This window comes from Ruegeria sp. CDSB117, assembly GCF_059611005.1.
This window is the reverse complement of the sequence record NZ_JBXWOS010000009.1, coordinates 51,860-73,726: the sequence shown is the minus strand read 5'-3', so window position 1 is coordinate 73,726 and position 21,867 is coordinate 51,860. Positions and strand designations below refer to the sequence as shown.

Genomic DNA, 21,867 nt, shown 5'->3' with positions numbered 1-21,867 from the left:
GATGGATTGAGGAAAGCTCATGTCCAAAATTCAACTCCCCGCACTCCAACAGAAGCGCGCGCCCTGGAACAAGGGCCGACTGGTTGGTCAGAAACGTCCATTGCTTCCAAAGCAGGTCTGGGCCATTCGCGCCCGGCTCGAATTGGCTGGCAACCTCCGGGACCTGGCGATGTTCAATCTGGCGATCGATAGCAAATTGCGAGGTTGCGACTTCGTCCGACTGAAGGTCGCCGATCTTGTAATCGGAGACCGGGTGCGCGACCGCGTGACGATCATACAAAGCAAGACAAACCGGCCGGTGCAGTTCGAGGTGTCTGAAAACACGCGCGTTTCCATCTGGACTTGGGTAAGCAGCCCAGAGATGCTTGGGACTGCTTTTCTCTTTCCAAGCCGGATACACGACAGACCGCATGTATCAACGCGGCAATATGCACGCCTGGTTCGTGAATGTGTATGCGCCATCGGCCTTGAGCCGAGCGGATACGGCACGCACTCACTGAGACGCACAAAGGCAGCGCAAATCTATCGCAAGACTGGCAATTTACGTGCAGTGCAACTCCTGCTCGGTCATGCGAAAGTCGACAGCACCGTTCGATATCTTGGTGTTGAGCTTGAGGACGCTCTCAGCATCGCTGAGAAAATAGACATCTGAAAATGGGGCGAACGGCTTCACCAGCCGTTCGTCTTTTAAAACCGGTCATTTGTCAAAATCCCAGCGACGGGCGGCTCCGAGCCCGAAGCGGAAGTGGTTTGGCTTTGATGCTCGCAGGTGCTGCAAGCTGATCACTGACGCCGTGCGGGCACCACAGAAAGAAGAGCGGCCTTTCGTTGTAATCGCAGCGAAATCTGAAAGGGCAAGGACCGAGTTGCGATAAGGAACAGCGCTTGACACGCGACTATGCTTTATGCAGCCTTTTGCAATCCTGGAGCCCGGGCGGGGTCCGTTAGCTTAGCAATGCAGATAACGACGTGAAATTTCAAAAGTTTGTGTTTGTTGAGCAAATACCCGAGCATTTCTCATACTGTTTTTCTGGATAGCAGCGACCGATATGTCTGAACTTGGTGGAACTCTAGACAACAATTATCTTCACGTGGCACTTGGCGATAGTGCCGTGGGATGCCTTCGCGCGGCTTGTCAGTCGGATGCAATGCCGGGCACTGTCATTGGCATCCCAGATGATCTCAGCCATGGTCCGCTGGGCGATCTGCAAGTGCGCAGAAGCTACTTTCAGCACTTGTTTATTCAAATTGGTGAAAGACCAGAAGAGGCAAGTGACATTCTTGTATCCTGGCGCCGTCTTATGGCTGAAGCTGGCAGAATACAGACAAGGGAAGTTGTTGTTTGGGCCGGCGAAAACGTATCAGAGACCATTTTTCTTCATATGGTTTGCGACTGGGTGCACGGTACCGATATCACGCTGTCGCATGCCAATGTTTCTGAAAGCAGCGACCAGCACTACGTCGCTATGTGGCAGCCTTCATATCTGGCCGGTATTTGCAGTAACGCTCGCAAATTGAATAGTGCAGAGCGGGAACATCATTCATCTGAATATCGGCGCCTTTGCGCAGAAAAGGGTGTACTGCGCCGATGGGTAGCGGGACGTGTCGCTAGAGTGCAATCTGACTTTTATGATGCCCTAATCTTGTCGAGTTGCACGACCGATTGGTCCGTTGCCGGTCGTGTCGTGGGACTTGCGATGAGCCGATGCGACGCCCACAACCGGGTGAGCGATCTCTTCTTCGCCAGTCGAATGGCGGCCATGATCGAGAACGGATTGATTGAGGTACAGAAAAAGACAGGTCGAGTGTTTGAAAACGCCATTCGCCTGTCGGCAACATAGATGAGTTCATCGCATCAATCGAGGGCTTGGCGTGGCAAGCCGATCCCCAAGTTTTGCGCGGATCGTTCGTCAGCCCAGCGAAATTGAGGCTTCGTGCCCGATAGCGTCGTTCGCAGGAGCTCTCTGCAACTGAAACATGCGGCACCAGACCTAACCGGTACAGGAAATCCGCATGGACCTGAGCCCAAAATGTGGGGTTACGCTAGTCCTAGCGAGCGTTGGCTTCGAAGTCTTGGGAGAGAAAATGAACCGTTGGGCATTGGTGACATTCATATTGATGGGGGTCTCGGGCAATCCGGCAGTAGCACAACCGCTTGAAGAAGAACCAAGAGCCTTCAATCCCTATAGCGAAACGGCCTTGGCGATTACCGGGCCGGTGATTTTGTCGACCAGCCGAATGGTGTTTGAGACAGGTGGACTTCTGGAACTCGAGATCGTCAACCAAGCTGCTTCGGGTGCATGGGGAGTTTCCGGTGACGTGCCTGCGGCACAAGTGTTCCGAGTTACAGGCGACGTAGGACCTCTTCGGCAGGACAACACCCTCTGCGGAGATCAGAGCATAACCTACATGGCGGGCTGGACGGAGGAACTCTCCGGGTCCGAGTACCTAGGTATTGCAATGTTCAGCGGTGCGGAGATGCCGGGTGGCGCAATCGAAGAAGGCACCTGCGGGACCTATTTCTATTCGATCGATGTCGAGAGATAGAAATGGTCAACCAGGGTGCTCCTACACTGACTTCAAAGTCGACCATCTTTCATTAAAGAGGAGGGCAGTGCGCGGAGTGCGGCTCAAGCCATAAGAACAAGGCACTTGTGCATCGCAAGTTTCTTCTTCCTGCGTCGCACGGTTATCGCGCAGTATGCGCCTAGGAGAGCCGAAGCGCATCAGTTTGGCGTTGCCGTGCGTAAACTGGTAGTGTTTACTGGATGGGTGTTACATCGATGGAAGAGATCAACATGAGGAAAAGTCTTGTTTTTTGCGGTCTGACAGCGCTCTCACTTGCCTTGGCGGGGTGCGTGGAAACGACCACCACCCCTGGCGCAGCAGTTTCCAGCGGCACTTGCCCATCAAATCTTGGCGCGAACGAGTGCGAATACTATCGAGACGGTTACGCCCTTGGTGTCCAAGACCGCGGCATGGGTATGAGCATGGCCTACGAGCGTCATGACGGATACGATTCGACTTTCGAACCCTACTTCGCAAGCGGATACAATGCAGGCTGGTCTTCAAGGGGATAGTACGAGCGCCTGGATAATGAATGTCGCCCACCTACGACCTAATGTGCGTGTGAATGTGGGGAGAAGTCTTCATGTTCCTTGCCGCGACTTTGGTGTGAGACTTCACCTAGCCCGCTTAGCCGTTATGTGTCCGGTGTCTGGAGGTGCAGGTCCGTCAGAGCAAAATGTACACCGGAGTTGTGAAAGCCCCGATAAGGGTCCAAAGACCATAGACACCTACTTCGGCTTTGTGATGAGCGTTGCGTAAGAGCTTGAATGGTGGTCGGTCGGAAGACTTCTGTTCCCGGTCAGGAAGCCGAGCAGAGTGTCTGCTCGGTTTCTCATCAAGCGCTTATAACGCGATGGTACCGTCTCTAGCGGTGTCTGAAGAAAAAGCTGTGGAGCGTGTTTTGTCGCTTGCAGCTTGGATGGGACGAACAGCAATCTTGATACAGTAGATGCACTAATAGCCCTATGGAGGCGCAGAATGCCGGCGCAAAGCAAGACGAGAAGCCGCGCTTTGAACATTGGACTACTTTCAGTGGCGACGGCCATTGTGACACTCTCGGCGGCGCTTTCAACCAATGCCGAAGAGGTCCAATCGGGCATTTGCACAGACAAAAGCACTGCCTCGTCTGCTATCGCAGATGCTCTGGATGGCGTCCTCACACAGGTCATCGACTCGCCGCTCGGTTCAGCTCCTGGCGCTGTTCTTTCAGTCCGCGCCGGAGACTGGCAGTACATAGCCGCGACTGGATTTGCTGACCCTTCGGCTGCCACTCCGATCGACTGCGCGATGCCATTCCAGATTGGAAGCAACACGAAGATGATGACAGCGGTTGTCCTGCTGCAGCTAATGGAAGAAGGGCGACTAGGTATCGACGACCTGTTGTCCATGCACCTCCCAGAATTTGCGGCGCGGCTACCGCACGGAGAGGCAATAACTCTACGTCATCTGGCGCAGCACACGTCCGGGATCTTCAGCTATACTGACAATGCTCCTGACGGCACACCAGGTCTGATGCAGGGCGCCACCACAAGCCGTGACGCTCTTGTGCGTCCGCTTGAGCCACAACAGATGGTTGATTTTGTCATAGAACATGGGGAGCCGAATTTTCCACCTGGTGCGGAAGGTTCCTGGAGTTACAGCAATACAGGATACGTGCTTCTCGGGATGGTCATCGAGAAGCTGGAGAAAAAGCCGATCGGAAAGTCGTTCGAAACGCGGATCTTCGGACCTCTTGGCATGAATCAGACCTATCTCTGGAACGGTATTCCGAGGTCTGCGTTTGGATTGCCACGGTCATTTCTTGAAGGCGACGACTACGAAACGACCGACTGGAACATGACGCAGGGGTGGGCTGCTGGCGCTGTGATTTCAACAGTCGACGACATGCATACCTTCATTGAAGCGCTTGTCGCAGGTGAACTCTTCCAACAACCGGAAACGCTGTCAGAAATGATGGATACCATTCAGACCACACATCCGGCGCTATCCGGATACGGACTGGGCCTCGCGATGAAAGGCGATAATCTGTGGGGCCACGGCGGTCAAACCCTTGGTTTTGAGTCTGAGGTGGCCGCATTCATTGACCGAGACATGTCGATTGTTGCCTGGGCTACGTCTTCGAGTAATGCCCTCGGATTTGGTGCGTTGTTGATTTCAGATGCCCTTCGCAAAACAGGTGCCCTGCCAGAATAAACGTCTGGGGACTCCAAGAAATCTACCTTACTCGTCGGTCCGGGTGTACGGCAGGACTACTGTCACCTATAACCAGTGTAAATGCTCATCAAGGTTTGGTGGTCTAAAAATAGGTGTGACACATGAGGAATAGACTGCGCATCTTTGGCCTTGCCAGTCTTGCTTTGGCTGGTTTTTCATGGCTTGCGGAGGCGCTTTTCTATGGCGATGTCGACGCAGAAGGAGTCCTTCAGGAGAGCTTCTTCTTGCCTCTTACATTCATCTTTGCGGCGCTCGGTGTCGCGCTTGTCATACTATCGATCATCCTGGATCGGCGTCGATAGAGCGCCCTCATTATCAACGGTAGTGAATGCTGAAAAATGTGAAGCTGTTGGTCTGTGTGACCATTGTCGCTCCTGTTTCCACCATCAGGCTGACCCTCGCAAGTGCAGCAATGTGAACGCCAAAAAGGAGTATCGTATGATGTTTTTGAGAACCAGTGTCGCAACTATGGTTGTGGCAATTTGGGCAACGTTGGCAGGCGCGTCTCAGCACGTCACTCCCGGGACGCTGCCAGAAGGGCCAGAAGGCGACATAGACGTGCTCTCCGAGGAACAGTTTTACGTGGATGGATCGGCGTACAGCGCGAAGGTATTCACGTTCACGAACGGATCACGGTCTCTCCACTTCATTCCGATGATCCATCAAGCTGAGCCCGCGTTCTATGAAGCCGTGGCGGGCGAAGTGAAACACCTCAAAGCGCATGGCATGGATCTGTTCTATGAGTTCATCGACTTTGATGATGCTACGCTTGACGACAAGCGCAGGGCGCGGGCTATGATTGGCTTTCTTCCCTCGCCAACCTTTTACGCGGAGAATGCATCCGGTGGCTTGGTGGCGCAGGATAACGCGCAATTCCTAGGCTTTCCTGGAGGCAAGGATGTCAACATCGACCTGACGGTGGCGGAGCTTGCGGATGCCTATGAGACCTTGATTGGCCCTCTCGAGATCAGCGAGGAAAACCTGACCACTCCGATCGGGGAATTTGTCATGCCGACTGCAGATGTAACGCAAATCACGCGGGTCACGATCGACTGGCGAAACCAGTATCTGGCGGAGGCCATCGATAGTGCTTCAGGGAGTGTTGTTGTGCTTTATGGCGCGGCTCACGGTGCGGGAACTGTCCAAAGGCTAATGGCCCTCGATCCAAGCTGGCGGCGTTTGGACTGAGCAAGGCAGTTCGTTTCGCGTAGCCTTGAGTGTTATCTCAACGACCAAACTTAGAAATTCATTGTGGCCATCCAAAAGTCTCGCTCAAAATTGGGTCTTATTTCAAACGCAAACGTTCTACGGCAACCGGTCCCGGGGTAAGGTCTTCGCGCCAATCATCCCACGCTCCGCCTGCACCCATGTAGCCGGAATAAAGCTTTGCGACGAGTGCCGGTTTTACCGCTATATCCGACCACGACTCGTCAGCCAGCAACGGGTGATCTTGTTTAAGCCATTCGAGGTACGTTGCCGCTTGCCAGTCATTCAGTGCGGGTTGTTCCGCGAAATATGCGAGTGCGTGAGCAAAGGCGGTTGGGCTCGTGTCCTGAAGAACGACGAAACGCTGCGCAATGGCCCAAGGCAGGATTGCCTCGATACTACTCGCTTTGATCCGATACCGGCCAACGGAAAAGTTCATCTTGTACGCCGTTTGGGGGGAAGCAAAAACTAGGACGTCCTGCGCCTCCTCCATCAGTCGACGAAGAAATGATCTTTGTGCATACGACCTGCTTTCAGCTTGCCGAATTGCAGTAAGGACTGATGCTGGTACGGGCGGCGGATTGAGTTGAAACTCGAGGGAAGCCAGCCAATGAGCGCGTTGCTTCATTACCCAAAGAGTGGAGCAGGCTCCCACGAACAGGCCGAGCAATATCCAAATCATGATCTTCATCACTCAATTCTCGGCCCAAAGAAAACAACCAACGCGTTTCGCTGCCATCACTTTTTTTGCCCTTTACTTTGCGATCTTCGTCTTTGCGGACTGCTCAACGTCTTTGTTCTGCCTCCAGTTTAGCGGATTCCAATACTGAAGAACGTGAAGCTGTTGGTTTGGGTGACGATCGGCGCCCCGGTTTCGGTCATCAGGCTTGACATCGCAGCGCTTCCTGTCGGGCAGGCCACGAGATCGGCCGCATCGTCGAGGAAATCGACCGTGAATGCGGTTTCGCCGACCAGTTGGCATTCGTCCCCGGTACCGCGGTAGCCGCGGACAAAGACCAGTTCTGGGTCTGGTTCGCTGATCGCGACTTCGGGGGGCGCTTCGACGCATCCCGTCAGGGCCAGTGCAACGGCGCAGCCAGCGATGACGGACATCACCTTTTCGAGGCGGATCATCTTTTCTACTCCCACTGTGCGACAGTGTTGCGCCAGACTTTCTCCTCGGGATCCCACGCGCTGGCCACGATACAGGGCGTGGGGTTGATGCCACCGCATTGCGAGCCGTGTACGTCCGCCAGAAGCACACGGAACGGGCCGATGTTCGCCATGTCCCATCCCTGATTGAGAAGCGAGAACATGCGATCCTCGACGAGGAAGTGAGACATGCAACCGCCAGTACCACAATAGAGAGATACTGCCGAAGAACAGGCAAACCCGGCTTCGTTCAGAACCCAGTCCCTATAGATGTCGCCATCAAGGTCGACGCGCTGTACGGCTTCGAATTCGAGGGCGAACTGACCGTTCTCGAAATCCGAACATGCCTGTTGGGCGGCCTCGACCTTTTCCAGCAATTGGCCGGGCAAATCGGACAGATCCTGGGCGCTCGCCGAGGCTGCGCAGAACACTGCGGAGACCGCGGGCAAGAGGAGCCGCCAGGGGGCTTTGCAAATGGATACGATAAGGGGCCGCATTGCTGTTTTTCCTTCCATTCATGAAGCCTACCTCGGCTCACTCGTTACGGGCAGCCGATCGCGCTTTTTGTCCGGTCAATCCAAGAGTGCCTGCCGCGCAGACGAACAGTGCGATTGAATAGACGTTGTCGTCGCACGGAAGGCATACTGGAGATACGCGCCATGGCCGCGTCAGAGGCTACCTTCGTCTGTTAACGACATGACGCCTTCGGTCGTTCCATCTCCGTAGGTGATGCACTGCCAAGGTGCTGCATCTGGTCCGACGCCAACGATCACTCGGATATTGGCCTCGCGGGCCTCGGACGACAGGACCCTAACTTGACTATTGCCCGTCGCTTGGGCGACGGCTGTCAAGCAATCCTGGTTCGCGCGACTGGGGGAAGAGCTTGAGGAGCCGGTATCTTCCACGCAGGCTGTGAGCAGAGTCCCCAAGAGTAAGCTGGAAACGAGTTTAAGTGTTGTGTTCATGTTGGTTGCCTTTCTTTCGGTTGATTCCCTGAAAATCTGAGAGACTGGCCAACGCACGCATTTGTACGCGCAAAGGCCCGTGCTTTTCGCTCCGCAGATCGCTTCATCAATTGCATTGTTCGTAGGTGTAGTCGCCGAACTCGATCCAGTTCCGCCCCTCGTCGCTGAAGACAAGGAACTCGGAACGGTCTTCGCCAAGCAGCGCGACCTGGAAACCGGCCGGCGGCTGAGAGTTTCCGAAAAAGCTGTATGAGGTCATGGCACGAACAGTTTCACCATTGACGGTCACGACGGCATCCCACTGGTCACTGGACTGGCCAACGATTGTATACTCAATGACCCGCTGAACGGCGCCGCCGCCACAGTAGACGATACCCTCAGGCGCTTCCATGCCTTGGGACTGAGACGCCGATGCGCCCGAGTTGCAGGCCGCGCGCAACGATTTGACAGCGGCGGACGAGCCTTTGAGCGTGAAGATGCCATAGGTGGTGTCCCGGTCGATCATCGACAGGTTCAGAACGGCGTTCCGGGCGATCTGATCCAGAATAAAGTCGTAGTCTGACTGGTCGAAGAACCGGACCTCTACAGGAAAGTTATCGACGATAGAGATCTCCGCATTTGCGGACCCCGCTTGGAAGGCGCCGACCTCTGTCGAGCCGTTCTTCATGAAGCGAAACGACAAACCTTGCTTGGAAACGATATTCTGCGAGTCTTCATAACCTGCCGGCGCGAAACGGACCCGATCGCATTGCAACTCCAAAGTCATGTCCCTGTTTGGATGAAAGCGTTGGGATACATGCCCGAGCTGAAGTTCCAGTCAGCTTGCGCGGTCGTGGCGGCAAAGAGACCGGCGAACGCGAAGGGGAGACCGCGATAGATAGTGGAAAACATAGATTGGTCCCTTGTTGATAGGTGTAGATCAGTAAATCACGATTGCCGTAGCTGAGTCGAGTTTAACCGAGCTGCAACTATCCCATTGGCCCAAGCGACTATACCAATGCGCAAGCAAAACGGAGAAAGCCATCAGCCGGGGTTTCGCCAATGGTTTTGAACGGGATACGTCGGGATATAAAACTCTGCCAATTACGCAATTCGAAGCTTTCTATTGTTCAACCCGGGCGCGGGCCAAACTGATTGCTTCCCTCTTGTGAAGGTCGGGTCAGCCACCAGATCATGAGAACTGTGAGGATGAACTGAAGAACCCCGACAACCATCAAGCCTGTTACGCCCAAGAAGGCTGCAGGGCCCCTCAGCGCTTCAGGATCGTCCACTCCTTGCTCCAGAACTGAAAAAACAGCGATACCGCTGAACAGCATGAACATGGTCGCGATGCTCAATGCCGCAGGCAAAAGCAAATACCAGCCAGGTCTTCCGGTGTCATGCAGTCGACGCCATCCAGCGGCAAGCATGGGTATGACGACGGCAAGCTGGAAAATTGGGGTCAGAACTTGGGTACCCTCCCCGGTTTCAGGGTCCATGCCAAATAGAGAAGCGTCGATAACCGCCAAGACAACGCTGACGAGAACTACGAACAACGCAAATCACCAGTACTCAGACCGCACCGCGCGTCCCGAAAAAACGAAGTACTTTGAGAGGCACGTCTTGATTGCTTCAACGAAACCCATGTTTGTTCACCCCCTGAAACCATTGGCAGATACTTTCTTGTGTTGGGGAATGATTTGCAAGTCTTGGCCAACTTGCCGAGGTGCCGCGCCTGAATCGGGTTGCTTCGTCCGTATGCGAGACATCGAAGGGGAGCGCAGCGAATGGCCGGATTGGGTTTCAGCCAATTTGCACGATTTGAATGGCCGGTTTGGGGAAATCGTGCTGCGCCGCCGCGGGCAATGCCGTCAGACGGTAGAGCAATCAAGTTGATTTTCGCTGCACCGGCATCAGGCGGCTCTGTCCCGCATACCTGACATTAGACTGTCTCTCGCTCAACGGCAGCGATGCTGAGAAACTGCTTAAGAAGTCTGTGTCTTGGTTTCTTGATTGTCCTCTCAAGATAAGGCAGTCGCCTCGATTTTTTCGCCAACGCGCTTGCGTTGAGGATACTAGCCACAGGGGTGGCTCAGCGCTGTTGTTTCAAATATCCGTGTTTGAAATTCGCGTATAGCTACAAGAATTCGGCTAAGTGCTTGTTTTTAAATGGAGGCGAGTACCGGAATCGAACCGGTGTACACGGATTTGCAATCCGGAAAATTTTGTTGATTTTAAAGGGAAAAATTGTAAACGGACTTGTTTCGTTCAGGGTCACTTTTCAATAGGTTACGAGGCCCAAGTAAACGGTTTTTCATCGGCTTTTCCTCTGGCAAAAAGGCAAAGAAAAACCGCTGAGGGGGCGGCCACCCACCTCAACGGCATAGAAGAATATTTCCGTCCCAATACCTACGGCATTTCCGGTCTGATCTCAACCCAATTGGCGGTGAGATCATGAGCTGGCGCATCGCAAACGAATGCGCCGAGCGCCGCTTTGGCAGCGCCGCGCGCAAGCAGATCATTATGTTCCTGGCGGATAAGGCAAGCGATGACGGCTCAGGCATCTGGTGCTCTAAAGGGACGATCCAGCGCCACACAGAGCTTAGCGAGAGCACGGTGAAGCGCACCATCATCGATTTCCTGCGCGAAGGCATTTTGATCGAGACGGGGCGGCGGCACTGCAAGAACGGTTACACTGTCATTTACCGCATCGTTCTGGAGCGCGTGGCCGCGCTCGAACCCACGGCCGAGCCCGACATTGAGACGGGGGTCACTGTGAACCCCGTCCAGCCTGAACCCGGTACCGGGTCCACGGTGAACGGGGTACGGGGTTCACGGTGGACCCCAAACCATCCTAAAACCATCCATAAACCACCTACGCGCAGGCGCGAGGCGGTGGAGGAGGTTGAAGATCTTGAATCTGAGAAGATCCTAGCCGCGTATCCCAAGGACAGGATCCGAGACCAGCGGACCAGTCTGCGTCTGATTGCAGCGGCCGTGAAGGCCGGTGTGAAGCCCGACGACCTGCTGCAGGCGGTCAAAGCCTACGCGAAGGAGAGCGAGGGCTACACGCGCACCAAGGTCTGTTTTTCGGACAACTGGTTCAAAATGCGGCGTTGGGAGAAGGGGCTCGCTCAGATACAGGCTGACCGCGTGAAGGCGCGAGAGGCCGAAGCCAAAGGCCGCGCCAGCCTCGCCGAGTGGATCCACGAGCGCCATCCCCTGTGCCGCCATATTACCAACCGGCAAATCGAGGGCTTGATAACCTCGAAGCTGGTGACGCCTGATCAGGTCCGCGCGGCGGGGCTGCAGGCGTGACGAGGGTTGTTCTGAAAAGAGCGGTTCTCGCTCTGCAGGCCTTGAGAAGCACGACGAGCAATCGGGCAACGGGGTCAGCTGTTGATTTCAGCCTCGAAGGTCTCGATTTTTGCCAGAATTTCATCGAAGGCGGGCACGTCACCGATGATCATTTCCCGCATGCCCGCATAGTCTTTTCGAAGCGCAGCGGTGAGACTGTCGTTCGGTGTCAGGCGAAGGGAGCCAGGTTTGGCACCTTCGTAGTTCGCTTTGGCAGATTTGAAAAAGACCGATTTATGATGTGCCACTTGTGTCAGCAAATCGAGACTTTGGAGCGCGCGATCCTTGGCCTCGTGCCCAATCAGCTGCGCCATATCGTAGTAGTGGCGCGACATTCGATCCGCGAGAGGCTTGGCGGCATCCTGATGGTAGAGCATGTGCAAAATGGTGGCTTTTTCCCAGAACGTGCGCTCGACGCCCAATACTTTCACGCCGACCTGACCGTCAGTCAGAAGATCGGGGAACGCCTGATGCAAGTATGGTGCAATGTCGATTTGCTCGGCTGGAAGTTGTACGCCGCGCGCACCAAATTCAAAACGCACAATTGGTTGGACGTACCCGGCAGTACTCTCAGCCATCGAGGGATATTCGAAGAGAATGGTCTGCGCATCATTTGGGTCGACCGATAGCGTGAACTCCTGTTCTAAGTTGGCGTCAAACGCTGTTTGGATCTCAGCCAACAGCTGGCCGCCGACGGCATCTTCCGCCACCTCCTGCAATTCTTGAAGCAATTTCTTTTGCTTCTTACCTGACAGATCAGGACCTTCTGGGTCACGATCTCCGACAAAACCAAGCCGTTCTCGATCGAGCGAGAGGTCCACATCTTCAGAGAACCGGTGGATGACGTCATAGGCTTTTGAGAGGGATGTCCCGCCTTTGAAAATCATTTGTTCGCCAAAGACTGGCAATGCGAAAAGCTGTTTGAGCGACCAGCAAACCCAGAAGTCTTTTTCGATGATTGCCTTTGACATTCCAAGCTGCGCTGCAGTTTCTTGAAAGGCCTCGTCTCTGAGTTCGGGTGCGTCGTTGGCGAACTGTTCCATACTTATGCGTGCGCAACAATCTGTTGCACGATAGGGTGCATCCAAGCAGGGACATGCCTGCTTTGCTTTGCCAGCAGCATCCGGTCCTTGTCATCCAGTGTGCGAGCAAGCTGGTCGACTATTTGGCTGTCTACACGATCCTTGCCAATGTAACGCAATGCCTGGAAGACAATCCCAGTCTTATGGCCTGCGCCGACGAGCGTCTTGGAGGACGCGTTCTGGAATTGGATGACTTGCCGTCCAACTTTTTTGGTCCGCGTAGGGCCGTCTGTCATGTAGGTAGGCTTGGAAGGCACCTGAGTTGAGATGCCCAACCGGTTGGCGGCCATTGATGGCGACGGTTGCAGAATTTGACCGTCCTTACGGGCGACGGCCTTTGCGATGTCATCTGCGGATGGCGACAGAAACCCGAAGCGCGGGCTCTTCTTTGGGTAGTCATATAGACCCCGTGTCAGCCGTCTGATCACGCCCAGATCGGCCAGACGCGACAAAGCTTGGTCCACGCTTGCGCGGGACCCGATATCAAGAAAGTCAGCCGGTGCAAAGATTGCCCCGCGTCCCTTTCCGATGATGCGTTGCTTGATATTCGACGTAATCATGCTTGAACTCCTTGTCAGAAAATAGGGTATGTTTTTCTGAAAGTCAATGAGCTGTTGAAAGCGACAGATTAGGTCCGTGCGGCAGGGATGAAAGCGTGAGGTAGTATGGCGGTGTCAAATTTACGCTACAGCGAAAACTGCGTGAATTTACGCTATAGCGTAAACGGCTAGGAGTTAGGCCACTTGACGTATGATCTAACGATCATAATTGAGGTTTATGATCTGAGTATCATAATCACGGCAGGAGAACGGATTTGCAGAACCTTGTTCGCACTCCCAAAAACCTTGGCCATGCAATCCGCCAGGCTCGTCGAGAGAAGAACTGGACGCAGGCTTAACTCGCAACGCGCAGCGGTGTTTGGCGGGAAACCATCTCAAAAGCCGAGGCTGGAAGGCGCGGCCCCAAACTAGACACAGTCTTCGCGTTCTTGGCTGCGTTAGACGTAGAGATCATGGTCGAAAAGTGCAGCAAGGGCATGTCTTCAGAGTTTGATGGCATTTTTGAAAAGTCTGTTGCCGCGGCGTTGCGGCCGTCGACGCCTCATCGGTTTGCCAAAACCCATCGTCTTCTTGGTGCGGTATGACGCGATCAGTCAGTTTGCTTGTGCCATGGCCGATCCTTAACGCGGTGTTTCTGATTGCTGAACATAAGCGGGCAGGCCGTGAAGGACGCGGTGCAAGCCCCACTTCAACGACAAAATTCCCCTGCGCCAGCGCATTCCTCGCGAGGCAACTTTCCCGCTGACATTCCCTCGGTACCCGCTTTGGTCATGTTCATCGAAACACTCAAAGTGAGGATCAAAAAATGGCTACTCAAACTCTGAAACTGAACGTCAAATCCGGCGAAAAAGATGGCAAGAACTTTTGGGACCGCTGCGGCGTTCTCTTCGTCAACACCGACGACAGCGGCAACATCACCTCGATCAATGTCAAACACAGCATGTTCCCCGACGTCGATATGGTCGCCTTCCCACGCCGCGATGACGATCCGGTTACCGAGTGACCGGTGCGCCGGGGCGGGTTTTCCGCCCCGGATAAGCCCGAAACTGAGTGTGGATCGCTGCCAATTGGACTTCAACAAGTATCCGATATCGCATCGGTGCAACTCCTCAGACCGGACCTTCGCTGCAAGTGCAAAATCGGCAGTTGGGGGAACTGGTGCTCTGCGGACTTTGCTGTCGTTGGTTTCATCCAACCAGATGACCGCTTTTGGGCAAATTGCGTTTAGGTCGGCTGAGAAAAAGCGCGACTATGAGACCTAGTAAGGCAAAGAAACTTGCATAATAGATCGAATATGGTTCCCAAGCCCAGCCGACTAATGCAATGGACAGAAAGCCAGCAACTCCCCCCAAGCGCAGTAGGATCAACAGCACTGACGACAGGTTCGACGGCTGTAGGCGGCCCTTGTTGAGATAAAGTCGCCAAGCCAGAGGGGTGTAGAGCAACGCTGTCAAAGTCCACCAAATCAAAGAAAGGCCTGCCATGATAGGAAATGAGATGACCTTATCACCCTCAAACCGGATGATCTCCAAAAGGGTCGCGGGGCGCTGCGCAAACCCAAAATTTTGCCCCATGTCTTCAGGATAGGCGGTACGCAAAGGTTTGCCCAGCTCTTCAATTACTGGCCCCAAGGCCCAACTTGAAGGATCAAGTCGATATACAGCGGCTGTGACAGTGTCATAGACGCGGCAACGCCGAATGCCATCTTGTTGCTCGCAAAAAATATGTAGCTTCAATGCCAAAGGGGAAACAGCCCGAACCCTCAAGTCGCTATCTACGACGATTGCCCTTACCGGATCACCTGCGATGATGCCGTCACCGTGTAAGAGCTTCAATGATACGATTTCACCATCTTGCAACTCAAGTTTTTCCACTTGTGTGTAGTAGGGTGCGTGGGCAAACGCCTGAACGGCGTTCAAAAGAAAAACTGAAAACAGAAGATGCTTAAATCTAAGTATCATCGTCCCTCATAAGTATTGCGTTCATAGGGTGTGGGTCGGTTTTCGATAACAGTCTGCTCGACCGTCTTGGTGAAGTCAAAGCGGACATCCGTACCAGCCGCAGCATCGAACACATTGGGCTCCAAGCGGACATGCGGCAGCGCAACGAAATATTCGTTTTCGAAGAAGTTTCAATGTCGGCTTCAGGTGGTTCAGCATGAAAGGCTCCTACCTACCGAGTTTCGTTCTTTCCGACGGTCTGAAAAAATATCTTCCCGAATATGGAAACGAGCCCGCGCTTTGGTGCGCGGGCGACAAATTCCAATCGACTGAACAGGGGCTCAACGGGCCTTTGGCCCGATCACCCCAATCCAGGCATCTTTCTTCTGACTTGGTCCGCCCAACATCCCTGACCGTGGCGGTCAACCTTAGTCCATCCCCAAAAGCAGCCACCAATTTCCCCTGTCTCGCGGGCGAGCCATTCCTCGCGGGGCAAATTGGCGTCTGATTTTGGCGCAGACATTTTCTTCGCAAATGTGGCCGATTGACAGCCCCGTTCAGGGCCGTGGGTCGGGCTTTGCCCTCTCCCACTCTGTTCCGCCGAATACATGCGTATTCGGTCAGATCAGGTGGCCGAGGCGCAGCCCATCGGCGGAAGGGGGCGCGAAGCCTCACCCGCGTCACTTTGATCAAGGAGGCCACAAATGGCACCGAAGTTTGATGTTTATGCCCATGTCACCGAAACCATTATTGCAGAGATCGAGGCAGGCACGCCGCCATGGCGCAAGCCGTGGACAGGGAGCGCGTCCGGCATTGCCTTGCCGACACGGCACAACGGGGAGGAGTATCGCGGGATCAACATCCTGATGCTCTGGGTCATGGCGGCCAAGCATGGCTATGTGTCCAGCCGCTGGATGACCTACAAACAGGCGCAGGAGCTGGGTGGTCAGGTCCGCAAGGGTGAAACGTCGTCGACCGTGGTCAAATACGGGACCTTCACCCGAGAGAACGAGTTGGGCATCGAGGAAGAGCTGCCCTATGCGCGCGCCTATCGCGTTTTCAATGCGGATCAGATCGAGGGATTGCCGGAGGATTACTACATCCGGCCCGAAGCGCCGCGCGACCTTGGGACGGCGGAAGATCCAGAGCTTGAGGCGTTTTTCAGCCGGACAGGGGCGGAGATCCTCACCAGCGACGACCCGCGCGCCTATTACAGCCCCGCCAAAGATCACATCCACATGCCGCCGATTGCCACGTTTCACAATGCGGCAGGCTATTATGGGACTATGGCCCATGAGGTGATCCATTGGACTGGCAACGAAAAGCGGCTGGAGCGGATCAAGAAATTTGCGAACCGTGAGGCCTATGCTTTCGAAGAATTAGTGGCCGAGATCGGAGCCTGTTTTCTGGGGGCACAAATCGGCGTTGCGCCGGAGTTTGGCCAAAGCGCAGCCTATGTCGAGGGTTGGCTGACGGCCCTCAAAGAAGACAAGCGGGCGATTTTTCGTGCGGCGTCTGAGGCGCAGAAGGCGGCCGACTTTGTTTTGCACGCAGCAGGTCAAAGCAAGGAGGTGGCAGCATGATCCCTGATTATCACAGCGATGATTTCTCGACCGCGCGTCTGGAGGATCCCGTGAGCCTTCGGAGCGCCGCCGGTGAGGCGCGCGCGACGCTCTACACGGTATTGAACCGGCTGGAGCGAAACGATCTGGAAGGCGAAGATCAGCAGTCCATTGACGACTGTCTGGGAGCCCTCGCGATCCTCGAGGAGGCGTTGCGATGACCTTGGCCGAGATCAAAACAGCAGTGGACGCGGGCAACCGCGTTCACGGGATGAACGTCGGGTATGTCGTAACGCGTGATTGCCTCGAGAAGTACCTCATCACATTCACACGTAACGGCTCAGCAATCGGTTTGACCAATCGTGACGGCACATGCCTGAACGGGCTGCCAGAAGAGTTTTTCATCACAGACAGCGCGGAGGTTTTGCAATGACGTATTCTGAAATCAAACAAGCGGCCCGAGAGGGCCGCGCCAGCGTGCATCTTCATGGGTTCTGTAATCTGCCCGATGGCGGGCAGGAGTATTGCGATGATCCAGCACGGATTGATGGCTGGGCGATCTATGTCCGGGTCGAGACCCCGGACGACCCGCAACAGCCCTTTGATCTACACGAGCTGCTCGATCATAAAACCTATGCCAGCGCCGAAGGCGCAGCCCGCGCAATAGCGCTGCAATTGCTTGGCGATGCTGAGGCGTGGAACCACGATTAGTGGTGCCATGCCTTGCGCATGGGGCCGGGCTTTGCCCTGCGGTCGCAGCCTATGGCTGCTCCAAACGGAATACAGACAGTTGATGCAATATTATAATATTGAATCAATTGTGGCGAAATGCCATAACAGGGCTGCCTGTATGATGCTGGCAAGAAATAGGGGTGATTACTTCACATGGGCCGACCGCGCGCACCACGGCACAAGCGACTGACGCAAAACCAGCGTTTTGCCATTGTGCGCAAGCGTGCCGAGGGGGTGCCGATCGAGGATCTGGCGCGCGAATTCGGCGTCACGACCCGCAGCATCTTCTACACGTTGAAGGCCGATCAAAGCCGCAAGCTTGATGCGCGCGTGCGCTCCGAACTGGTGAATGTCCGGCTGACGCCAAAGGAGCTTGCGAGCTTCGATGCGGTGCTGACGCGGCATGATATCGCTAGCCGGGCGGAGGGGCTGCGGCGGCTGATCTATGCGTCGAATGATCTCTTTGTTCCCGACGATGAACTGGCCAACCAGATGCAGGGGCTCTCGGCCTCGCTCAATCGCACCGGCAACAACATAAACCAGATCGCGCAGCGCCTGAACGAGGCAAAGCGCCAGGGCAAGACGCCGCCCTATGGCAATTCTGCCCATAGCCAGGTGCGCGCCTTGGCCGGGCTGATCTTCGATTTCGCCGACCAGGTTCAGGACATGGCGCAGCGCCGCCGAAGCGCGCTGTCCGGCGAGGTTGCCCGCGTTCTGGGAGGCTTCGCCGATGGCCCGGAATAGCGCCGTTGCTGCCGCGCAAGAGGCCTTCTTCGATCGCGACTGGAGCCGCATTCGCGGCAGCGTCCCGCGCGCCCGTGCAAAGCAGATGGCCCGCGCGGCCATGGGACATTCGCCCGCGATCTTCAAAGCCATTCGCGATGGCGGTACGCACAACAAAGCGCAACTGCGCAACCAGCTGGAATACCTGACCACCAAGTCCAGCTTCATCATCGACAGCCGTGGCACATATGACGGTCAAAGCGTTCTGTCAGCCAAAGAGATCGAACAGGTCACGCGACGGTTTTCCGCGCCTTGGAATGAGGGGTTCCATCCCAAGCTCGGACATACCTCGCACCTCTTGATGGCCTTCCCAATTGGCACGCGCGGCGAAGATGTCGCCGAGATCACGCGCGAGATTTGCGAGCGATTTTTTCAGGGCGAAGGCAGCCACTTTGACTACATTGCTGCCGTGCACGAGGACCGAGACCACCCGCATGCCCATATTGTCCTGAACCGGCGCAGCAAGGATGGTGAGTTCTTCTTTCTGAAGGAAGGGCACCACTTCAACTACGACAGTTTTCGCGAGGCGATGGTTGAGGTGTCGGACCGCTATGGGCTGCGGCTTGAGGCGACCCGAAAGCTCGAGCGTGGGATCACGACGAAGAGGCCGAGCGACGTGGACCGACGTCGTGCAGAAGCTACGGGGCAGAAGCTGGCCGAACGTGACCGCGTGGGGCCGGAGCTTGACCGTGCCTTGGCTGAGGTGGCGCTGAACGCGCGGCTTTATCGCGGCCTGGCTGCCGAGGCCTCGCGCGAAAACCAACATGAGATTGCAGCAGCGTTGGACAAGGCCGCGACGCTTTTGGCGCAGGGCAAACCGATTGAAGCAGATGGAAAGGTATATGGTATGGCCGAAGAACAGCATTCGTTTGATGAGGTCGTGGATGCCTTTCACGACAAGATCAACCAAGCTGAACGCATTGTGGCGGACGCGCCGGTAGAGCGGCGCGCGGCGCTGGAGCATGAACTGAACGACATCTATCGCTCTCTTTCGCATCTCAGCCCAATGGGAACGCAGTCCCACACCTTGCTCGAAGATGCGTCCAAAAGTGGGATCTATTCCGATGCGAATATTCGGGCCGAGGCCCAAGGCTTTTTGAAGGATCCAGCTCTTTCCGAACGTCTTCAGCAGGCTGTGAAAGGCACCGGCATTGACTCGCAAGAGGTTACCCGCCGCGTTGAAATCGGCGCGGGCAATGCCGCACTGGAGCGGCAATGGCTCGGGCAGGATTTGAAGGCGATTGCCGAGAAAGAGGGCTTTGACCTGTCTCGCGCCGATGAGCTGGAGAAGGCGATCGACCGCCTCGACCAAGTGCACAGTGATTTGGGGCGCGTGTTGGCCGAGGCGCAAGTTCTCAAAGACAGTGGGGCGTTGGAAGCCGACCGGCAGGAAGCCATAGTCGACAGCTTGCCGCCGACCACCGCTGAAATCCTGAGCCGCATGAGAGATGATCCAATCGTAGATCCATTCCGCAGCGATATGGAGCGCGAGGCCTTGCGTGCCGAGCTGGAGGAGTTGGCTGGTGAAGAGCATGCCTCCGACTTGGCGATTGGCGACGAGGCCACTCTGGAGGATCATATCGAAGACCGCCTGGACCGGCTCTATGCGGCCAAGGCCTATCTGCAGAGCGATGCCGCTCTGGCGAACAGTGTGGCGATGGAGCATGTCCTTGACGAGATCGCCAATGAAGAAATTGATGTTCAACGTGAGCGGCACGTCGATGCCGATGGCGAAAAGGGCGTGACGCATGGGTAAGGCGCGGATCGCACTCGGTGTCATGAGCTTTGCTCTTCTCGGCGCGGTTCTCGGGTATGTTTTGGCGTCTGCCTTTGTGACATTCCGCTGGTTCGGGGTTGGGGCGGATATCGATTTTTTAATGCTGGCGCGCAGCTATGGGGCTCTTCGAACAACCCATCCCGACGATATTCAGATCGTTCATTTGTTTCTTGGGATCTGCACCGCTGCCGGTGTATTGCTCAGCGCTGTGTTGATGAACGACGCGCTGACAAAATTTGGTGAAACCCACTGGCAGCACATGCCCGAAATGAAGCGGAATGGCTTTTTCGGGAAGCCCGGCCACGGCTTTGTCCTTGGTAAGATGGGTAAGCCCAAGAGCCGCAAACCTTTCGTTATGTCCAAGGTCTTTCCGCATGCCCTGATTGTGGCCCCGACCGGACGCGGCAAGACAACAGGGTTCGTAATTCCGAACCTTCTCACCTATCAGGGCAGCGCGGTGGTTCTGGACGTGAAGGGCGAGAACTTCGAGGCAACGGCCCGCCACAGGGCTGCGCAGGGCGACAAGGTGTTCCGGTTCGCGCCAACAGACTGGAAGGATGGCCGTTCGCATCGCTACAATCCTTTGCTGCGCATATCGGCGCTGGACAACGTTGACCGCCAGCAGATGGAGCTGCAGCTCCTGGCGTCTCTCTTTCTACAAGCTGACAACGACCGGGTTCAGGGGCTTCTTGATGGTGGTATCGATTTGTTCGTGGCAGCAGGGCTTCTGGCGTGCGAGCGCAAACGGCCGACCTTGGGCGAGATCTACCGCATTACCGCATCAGGCGGTGACAAGCAGAAGGAATATCGCCGCCGCGCTGACGAAGTGGTCAATCCAGCCGCCAAGCTGATCTTCATGCGGATGGCCTCGACCAACAACGACACGCTGACGTCTTACCTGTCGCTTTTGATGACTTCGGGCCTCAAGCAATGGTCGAACCCTGCCATCGACCGTGCAACAGCAACCTCAGACTTCGATTTCCGCGACATCCGAAAGACGCCGTTTTCGGTCTATCTGGTAGTCGAACCGCTGATGGTGAAACCCCTCGCGCCGCTTATCCGCCTGTTCTTTTCGGACCTGCTGGCATCGCTTCAGGATCATGAACCCAGCAAGGATGAGCCGTGGCCAGTGATGATCATGCTCGATGAGTTCAATCGCCTTGGCAAAATGCCAATCGTACTCGACAGCATCGAAACCCTGCGGTCATATCGGGCGAACCTCGCGATCGTCACACAGACAATCCCGGCCTTGGACGAGATCTACGGTGAAAATGCCCGCCGCGCGCTGCAGGGCAATGCAGGTATCAAGCTCTATCTGACCCCCTCAGATGAAAAGACCATCGAAGAGCTCAGCAAGGCCGTCGGCAAAACCACCAAGCGCGTTGTGACCCGCTCGCGCTCGGTCGGTCGCAACCCCTTCGCCGGGCGCAGCATGTCTGAACGGACCGAAGAAACCGCGTTGCTGCCCGAGGATGAGGCGCGGCGCATGGATCTTGATGACATCGTTCTGGTGGTCGACGCGCAAATGCCGGTGCGCGCTAAGCGGATCAAATACTATGATGACCGGTTCTTTAAGCAGATCTTCGACAAGCAGAGAGGCGATCTGCCGTATCCTTCCGCCGGGGACCAAATGCGCGGCCTGCAGGGGCAAATCAAGGCGCTGGAGGCGAAGATTGGGGCGCTTGAGGTGCCAAGAGGGGTTGTTGGTGACGGCTCTCAAAGTGGTGGAAAACGGCGCGAAGAAATTGATGAGTTGGTCAGTGAAAAGCGGGATTTCTCGTCCGGTGAAGCGCCTAGTTTAGGTGAGTACCAGGTAGGAACTGAAAGGGTAAAGAAGTTTATGGAAGAAGCGGCTAAAGGATGAAGTGCGGAAAGAGGTTTTCGCTACAATCTACAGGAACGACTGCTTCCTGATGGTCCGAGGTTAAACTGCAGTGGTAGATTTCCAGTATGCAAGGTACCTAAGTAAAAAGATTTTGAACAATAATCA

The 21,867-nt window shown here is 55.4% G+C and carries 24 protein-coding genes and 1 pseudogene; 16 read left to right on the top strand and 9 right to left on the bottom strand.

Going from position 1 to position 21,867, the window contains the following annotated elements; translation table 11 throughout:
• Positions 1–19: 19 nt before the first annotated feature.
• The 6 genes from AC2FJC_RS11960 (at position 20) to AC2FJC_RS11935 (ending at position 5,970) form a co-directional block, all read left to right on the top strand.
• Positions 20–652 (top strand): tyrosine-type recombinase/integrase, encoded by a 633-nt coding sequence (locus tag AC2FJC_RS11960; RefSeq protein ID WP_496739681.1) that lies wholly within the window; start codon positions 20–22, stop codon positions 650–652.
• Positions 653–1,049: 397 nt separating this feature from the next.
• Positions 1,050–1,841: a DUF3658 domain-containing protein gene (locus tag AC2FJC_RS11955; protein WP_496739680.1), complete on the top strand. Its 792-nt coding sequence runs from the start codon at positions 1,050–1,052 to the stop codon at positions 1,839–1,841.
• A 244-nt stretch (positions 1,842–2,085) separates the two neighbouring features.
• Positions 2,086–2,547, top strand: a complete 462-nt coding sequence (locus AC2FJC_RS11950; RefSeq protein ID WP_496739679.1) for a hypothetical protein — start codon at positions 2,086–2,088, stop codon at positions 2,545–2,547.
• A 999-nt stretch (positions 2,548–3,546) separates the two neighbouring features.
• Positions 3,547–4,761 carry a serine hydrolase domain-containing protein gene (locus tag AC2FJC_RS11945; protein WP_496739678.1) on the top strand — a complete coding sequence of 405 codons (1,215 nt, stop codon included), beginning with the start codon at positions 3,547–3,549 and terminating at the stop codon, positions 4,759–4,761.
• Between the two features lie 122 nt (positions 4,762–4,883).
• Positions 4,884–5,084 carry a DUF3955 domain-containing protein gene (locus tag AC2FJC_RS11940; RefSeq protein WP_496739677.1) on the top strand — a complete coding sequence of 67 codons (201 nt, stop codon included), beginning with the start codon at positions 4,884–4,886 and terminating at the stop codon, positions 5,082–5,084.
• 136 nt (positions 5,085–5,220) lie between these two features.
• Complete coding sequence (locus tag AC2FJC_RS11935; RefSeq protein ID WP_496739676.1) at positions 5,221–5,970, top strand: TraB/GumN family protein; 750 nt, start codon at positions 5,221–5,223, stop codon at positions 5,968–5,970.
• A 97-nt stretch (positions 5,971–6,067) separates the two neighbouring features.
• Here AC2FJC_RS11935 and AC2FJC_RS11930 read toward each other — a convergent pair whose 3' ends face one another.
• From AC2FJC_RS11930 to AC2FJC_RS11905, 6 genes are all read right to left on the bottom strand, one after another.
• Entirely contained in the window at positions 6,068–6,679 is a 612-nt protein-coding gene (locus AC2FJC_RS11930) for a hypothetical protein (RefSeq protein ID WP_496739675.1), read from the bottom strand.
• A gap of 119 nt (positions 6,680–6,798) precedes the next feature.
• Positions 6,799–7,122, bottom strand: a complete 324-nt coding sequence (locus AC2FJC_RS11925; protein ID WP_496739674.1) for a hypothetical protein — start codon at positions 7,120–7,122, stop codon at positions 6,799–6,801.
• A 5-nt stretch (positions 7,123–7,127) separates the two neighbouring features.
• Positions 7,128–7,589 carry a hypothetical protein gene (locus tag AC2FJC_RS11920; protein ID WP_496739673.1) on the bottom strand — a complete coding sequence of 154 codons (462 nt, stop codon included), beginning with the start codon at positions 7,587–7,589 and terminating at the stop codon, positions 7,128–7,130.
• A 219-nt stretch (positions 7,590–7,808) separates the two neighbouring features.
• On the bottom strand, positions 7,809–7,991 hold the full coding sequence (locus tag AC2FJC_RS11915) for a hypothetical protein (RefSeq protein WP_496739672.1): 183 nt from the start codon (positions 7,989–7,991) through the stop codon (positions 7,809–7,811).
• 220 nt (positions 7,992–8,211) lie between these two features.
• Entirely contained in the window at positions 8,212–8,871 is a 660-nt protein-coding gene (locus tag AC2FJC_RS11910; protein ID WP_496739671.1) for a hypothetical protein, read from the bottom strand.
• A gap of 343 nt (positions 8,872–9,214) precedes the next feature.
• On the bottom strand, positions 9,215–9,640 hold the full coding sequence (locus AC2FJC_RS11905) for a DUF805 domain-containing protein (protein ID WP_496739670.1): 426 nt from the start codon (positions 9,638–9,640) through the stop codon (positions 9,215–9,217).
• Between the two features lie 898 nt (positions 9,641–10,538).
• On the opposite strand from AC2FJC_RS11905, the gene AC2FJC_RS11900 reads away from it, so the two are divergent.
• Positions 10,539–11,402 carry a hypothetical protein gene (locus AC2FJC_RS11900; protein ID WP_263953895.1) on the top strand — a complete coding sequence of 288 codons (864 nt, stop codon included), beginning with the start codon at positions 10,539–10,541 and terminating at the stop codon, positions 11,400–11,402.
• A gap of 74 nt (positions 11,403–11,476) precedes the next feature.
• Here AC2FJC_RS11900 and AC2FJC_RS11895 read toward each other — a convergent pair whose 3' ends face one another.
• Both AC2FJC_RS11895 and AC2FJC_RS11890 read right to left on the bottom strand, forming a co-directional pair.
• On the bottom strand, positions 11,477–12,484 hold the full coding sequence (locus AC2FJC_RS11895; protein WP_496739669.1) for a nucleotidyl transferase AbiEii/AbiGii toxin family protein: 1,008 nt from the start codon (positions 12,482–12,484) through the stop codon (positions 11,477–11,479).
• A 2-nt stretch (positions 12,485–12,486) separates the two neighbouring features.
• On the bottom strand, positions 12,487–13,083 hold the full coding sequence (locus AC2FJC_RS11890) for a DUF6088 family protein (RefSeq protein ID WP_263953894.1): 597 nt from the start codon (positions 13,081–13,083) through the stop codon (positions 12,487–12,489).
• Positions 13,084–13,433: 350 nt separating this feature from the next.
• On the opposite strand from AC2FJC_RS11890, the pseudogene AC2FJC_RS11885 reads away from it, so the two are divergent.
• Both AC2FJC_RS11885 and AC2FJC_RS11880 read left to right on the top strand, forming a co-directional pair.
• A pseudogene (locus AC2FJC_RS11885) lies at positions 13,434–13,667 on the top strand (hypothetical protein); the annotation flags it as partial.
• 221 nt (positions 13,668–13,888) lie between these two features.
• Positions 13,889–14,086 carry a hypothetical protein gene (locus tag AC2FJC_RS11880; RefSeq protein WP_263953893.1) on the top strand — a complete coding sequence of 66 codons (198 nt, stop codon included), beginning with the start codon at positions 13,889–13,891 and terminating at the stop codon, positions 14,084–14,086.
• 184 nt (positions 14,087–14,270) lie between these two features.
• Here the strand turns inward: AC2FJC_RS11880 and AC2FJC_RS11875 are convergent, their stop codons facing one another.
• A complete protein-coding gene (locus tag AC2FJC_RS11875; protein WP_263953892.1) occupies positions 14,271–15,002 on the bottom strand; it encodes a hypothetical protein in 732 nt (243 codons plus the stop codon).
• A gap of 725 nt (positions 15,003–15,727) precedes the next feature.
• Here AC2FJC_RS11875 and AC2FJC_RS11870 point away from each other — a divergent pair.
• The 7 genes from AC2FJC_RS11870 (at position 15,728) to AC2FJC_RS11840 (ending at position 21,741) form a co-directional block, all read left to right on the top strand.
• The gene (locus AC2FJC_RS11870) at positions 15,728–16,606 is read left to right on the top strand and encodes an ArdC family protein (protein WP_263953891.1); all 879 of its coding nucleotides are present in this window, start codon (positions 15,728–15,730) and stop codon (positions 16,604–16,606) included.
• The gene (locus tag AC2FJC_RS11865; protein WP_263953890.1) at positions 16,603–16,806 is read left to right on the top strand and encodes a hypothetical protein; all 204 of its coding nucleotides are present in this window, start codon (positions 16,603–16,605) and stop codon (positions 16,804–16,806) included. Before AC2FJC_RS11870 ends, AC2FJC_RS11865 begins: the two co-directional genes overlap by 4 nt.
• Positions 16,803–17,018, top strand: a complete 216-nt coding sequence (locus AC2FJC_RS11860; protein WP_263953889.1) for a hypothetical protein — start codon at positions 16,803–16,805, stop codon at positions 17,016–17,018. The genes AC2FJC_RS11865 and AC2FJC_RS11860 overlap by 4 nt, the downstream gene beginning before the upstream one ends.
• The gene (locus AC2FJC_RS11855) at positions 17,015–17,296 is read left to right on the top strand and encodes a hypothetical protein (RefSeq protein ID WP_263953888.1); all 282 of its coding nucleotides are present in this window, start codon (positions 17,015–17,017) and stop codon (positions 17,294–17,296) included. The genes AC2FJC_RS11860 and AC2FJC_RS11855 overlap by 4 nt, the downstream gene beginning before the upstream one ends.
• Before the next feature lie 174 nt (positions 17,297–17,470).
• Positions 17,471–18,061 (top strand): hypothetical protein, encoded by a 591-nt coding sequence (locus tag AC2FJC_RS11850; protein WP_496739668.1) that lies wholly within the window; start codon positions 17,471–17,473, stop codon positions 18,059–18,061.
• Entirely contained in the window at positions 18,048–19,856 is a 1,809-nt protein-coding gene (locus tag AC2FJC_RS11845) for a relaxase/mobilization nuclease domain-containing protein (protein WP_496739667.1), read from the top strand. Before AC2FJC_RS11850 ends, AC2FJC_RS11845 begins: the two co-directional genes overlap by 14 nt.
• Positions 19,849–21,741: a type IV secretory system conjugative DNA transfer family protein gene (locus tag AC2FJC_RS11840; RefSeq protein WP_496739666.1), complete on the top strand. Its 1,893-nt coding sequence runs from the start codon at positions 19,849–19,851 to the stop codon at positions 21,739–21,741. Before AC2FJC_RS11845 ends, AC2FJC_RS11840 begins: the two co-directional genes overlap by 8 nt.
• The last annotated feature ends 126 nt before the right edge of the window (positions 21,742–21,867 follow it).

Excerpts from the sequence above, each read along its gene's own strand:
- AC2FJC_RS11955 (WP_496739680.1), top strand. The coding sequence starts at position 1,050 with ATGTCTGAACTTGGTGGAACTCTAGACAACAATTATCTTCACGTGGCA.
- AC2FJC_RS11925 (WP_496739674.1), bottom strand. The coding sequence starts at position 7,122 with ATGATCCGCCTCGAAAAGGTGATGTCCGTCATCGCTGGCTGCGCCGTT.
- AC2FJC_RS11865 (WP_263953890.1), top strand. The coding sequence starts at position 16,603 with ATGATCCCTGATTATCACAGCGATGATTTCTCGACCGCGCGTCTGGAG.
- AC2FJC_RS11870 (WP_263953891.1), top strand. The coding sequence starts at position 15,728 with ATGGCACCGAAGTTTGATGTTTATGCCCATGTCACCGAAACCATTATT.
- AC2FJC_RS11910 (WP_496739671.1), bottom strand. The coding sequence starts at position 8,871 with ATGACTTTGGAGTTGCAATGCGATCGGGTCCGTTTCGCGCCGGCAGGT.
- AC2FJC_RS11890 (WP_263953894.1), bottom strand. The coding sequence starts at position 13,083 with ATGATTACGTCGAATATCAAGCAACGCATCATCGGAAAGGGACGCGGG.
- AC2FJC_RS11945 (WP_496739678.1), top strand. The coding sequence starts at position 3,547 with ATGCCGGCGCAAAGCAAGACGAGAAGCCGCGCTTTGAACATTGGACTA.
- AC2FJC_RS11845 (WP_496739667.1), top strand. The coding sequence starts at position 18,048 with ATGGCCCGGAATAGCGCCGTTGCTGCCGCGCAAGAGGCCTTCTTCGAT.
- AC2FJC_RS11900 (WP_263953895.1), top strand. The coding sequence starts at position 10,539 with ATGAGCTGGCGCATCGCAAACGAATGCGCCGAGCGCCGCTTTGGCAGC.
- AC2FJC_RS11940 (WP_496739677.1), top strand. The coding sequence starts at position 4,884 with ATGAGGAATAGACTGCGCATCTTTGGCCTTGCCAGTCTTGCTTTGGCT.
- AC2FJC_RS11935 (WP_496739676.1), top strand. The coding sequence starts at position 5,221 with ATGATGTTTTTGAGAACCAGTGTCGCAACTATGGTTGTGGCAATTTGG.
- AC2FJC_RS11930 (WP_496739675.1), bottom strand. The coding sequence starts at position 6,679 with ATGAAGATCATGATTTGGATATTGCTCGGCCTGTTCGTGGGAGCCTGC.
- AC2FJC_RS11895 (WP_496739669.1), bottom strand. The coding sequence starts at position 12,484 with ATGGAACAGTTCGCCAACGACGCACCCGAACTCAGAGACGAGGCCTTT.
- AC2FJC_RS11960 (WP_496739681.1), top strand. The coding sequence starts at position 20 with ATGTCCAAAATTCAACTCCCCGCACTCCAACAGAAGCGCGCGCCCTGG.
- AC2FJC_RS11850 (WP_496739668.1), top strand. The coding sequence starts at position 17,471 with ATGGGCCGACCGCGCGCACCACGGCACAAGCGACTGACGCAAAACCAG.
- AC2FJC_RS11855 (WP_263953888.1), top strand. The coding sequence starts at position 17,015 with ATGACGTATTCTGAAATCAAACAAGCGGCCCGAGAGGGCCGCGCCAGC.
- AC2FJC_RS11840 (WP_496739666.1), top strand. The coding sequence starts at position 19,849 with ATGGGTAAGGCGCGGATCGCACTCGGTGTCATGAGCTTTGCTCTTCTC.
- AC2FJC_RS11950 (WP_496739679.1), top strand. The coding sequence starts at position 2,086 with ATGAACCGTTGGGCATTGGTGACATTCATATTGATGGGGGTCTCGGGC.
- AC2FJC_RS11860 (WP_263953889.1), top strand. The coding sequence starts at position 16,803 with ATGACCTTGGCCGAGATCAAAACAGCAGTGGACGCGGGCAACCGCGTT.
- AC2FJC_RS11880 (WP_263953893.1), top strand. The coding sequence starts at position 13,889 with ATGGCTACTCAAACTCTGAAACTGAACGTCAAATCCGGCGAAAAAGAT.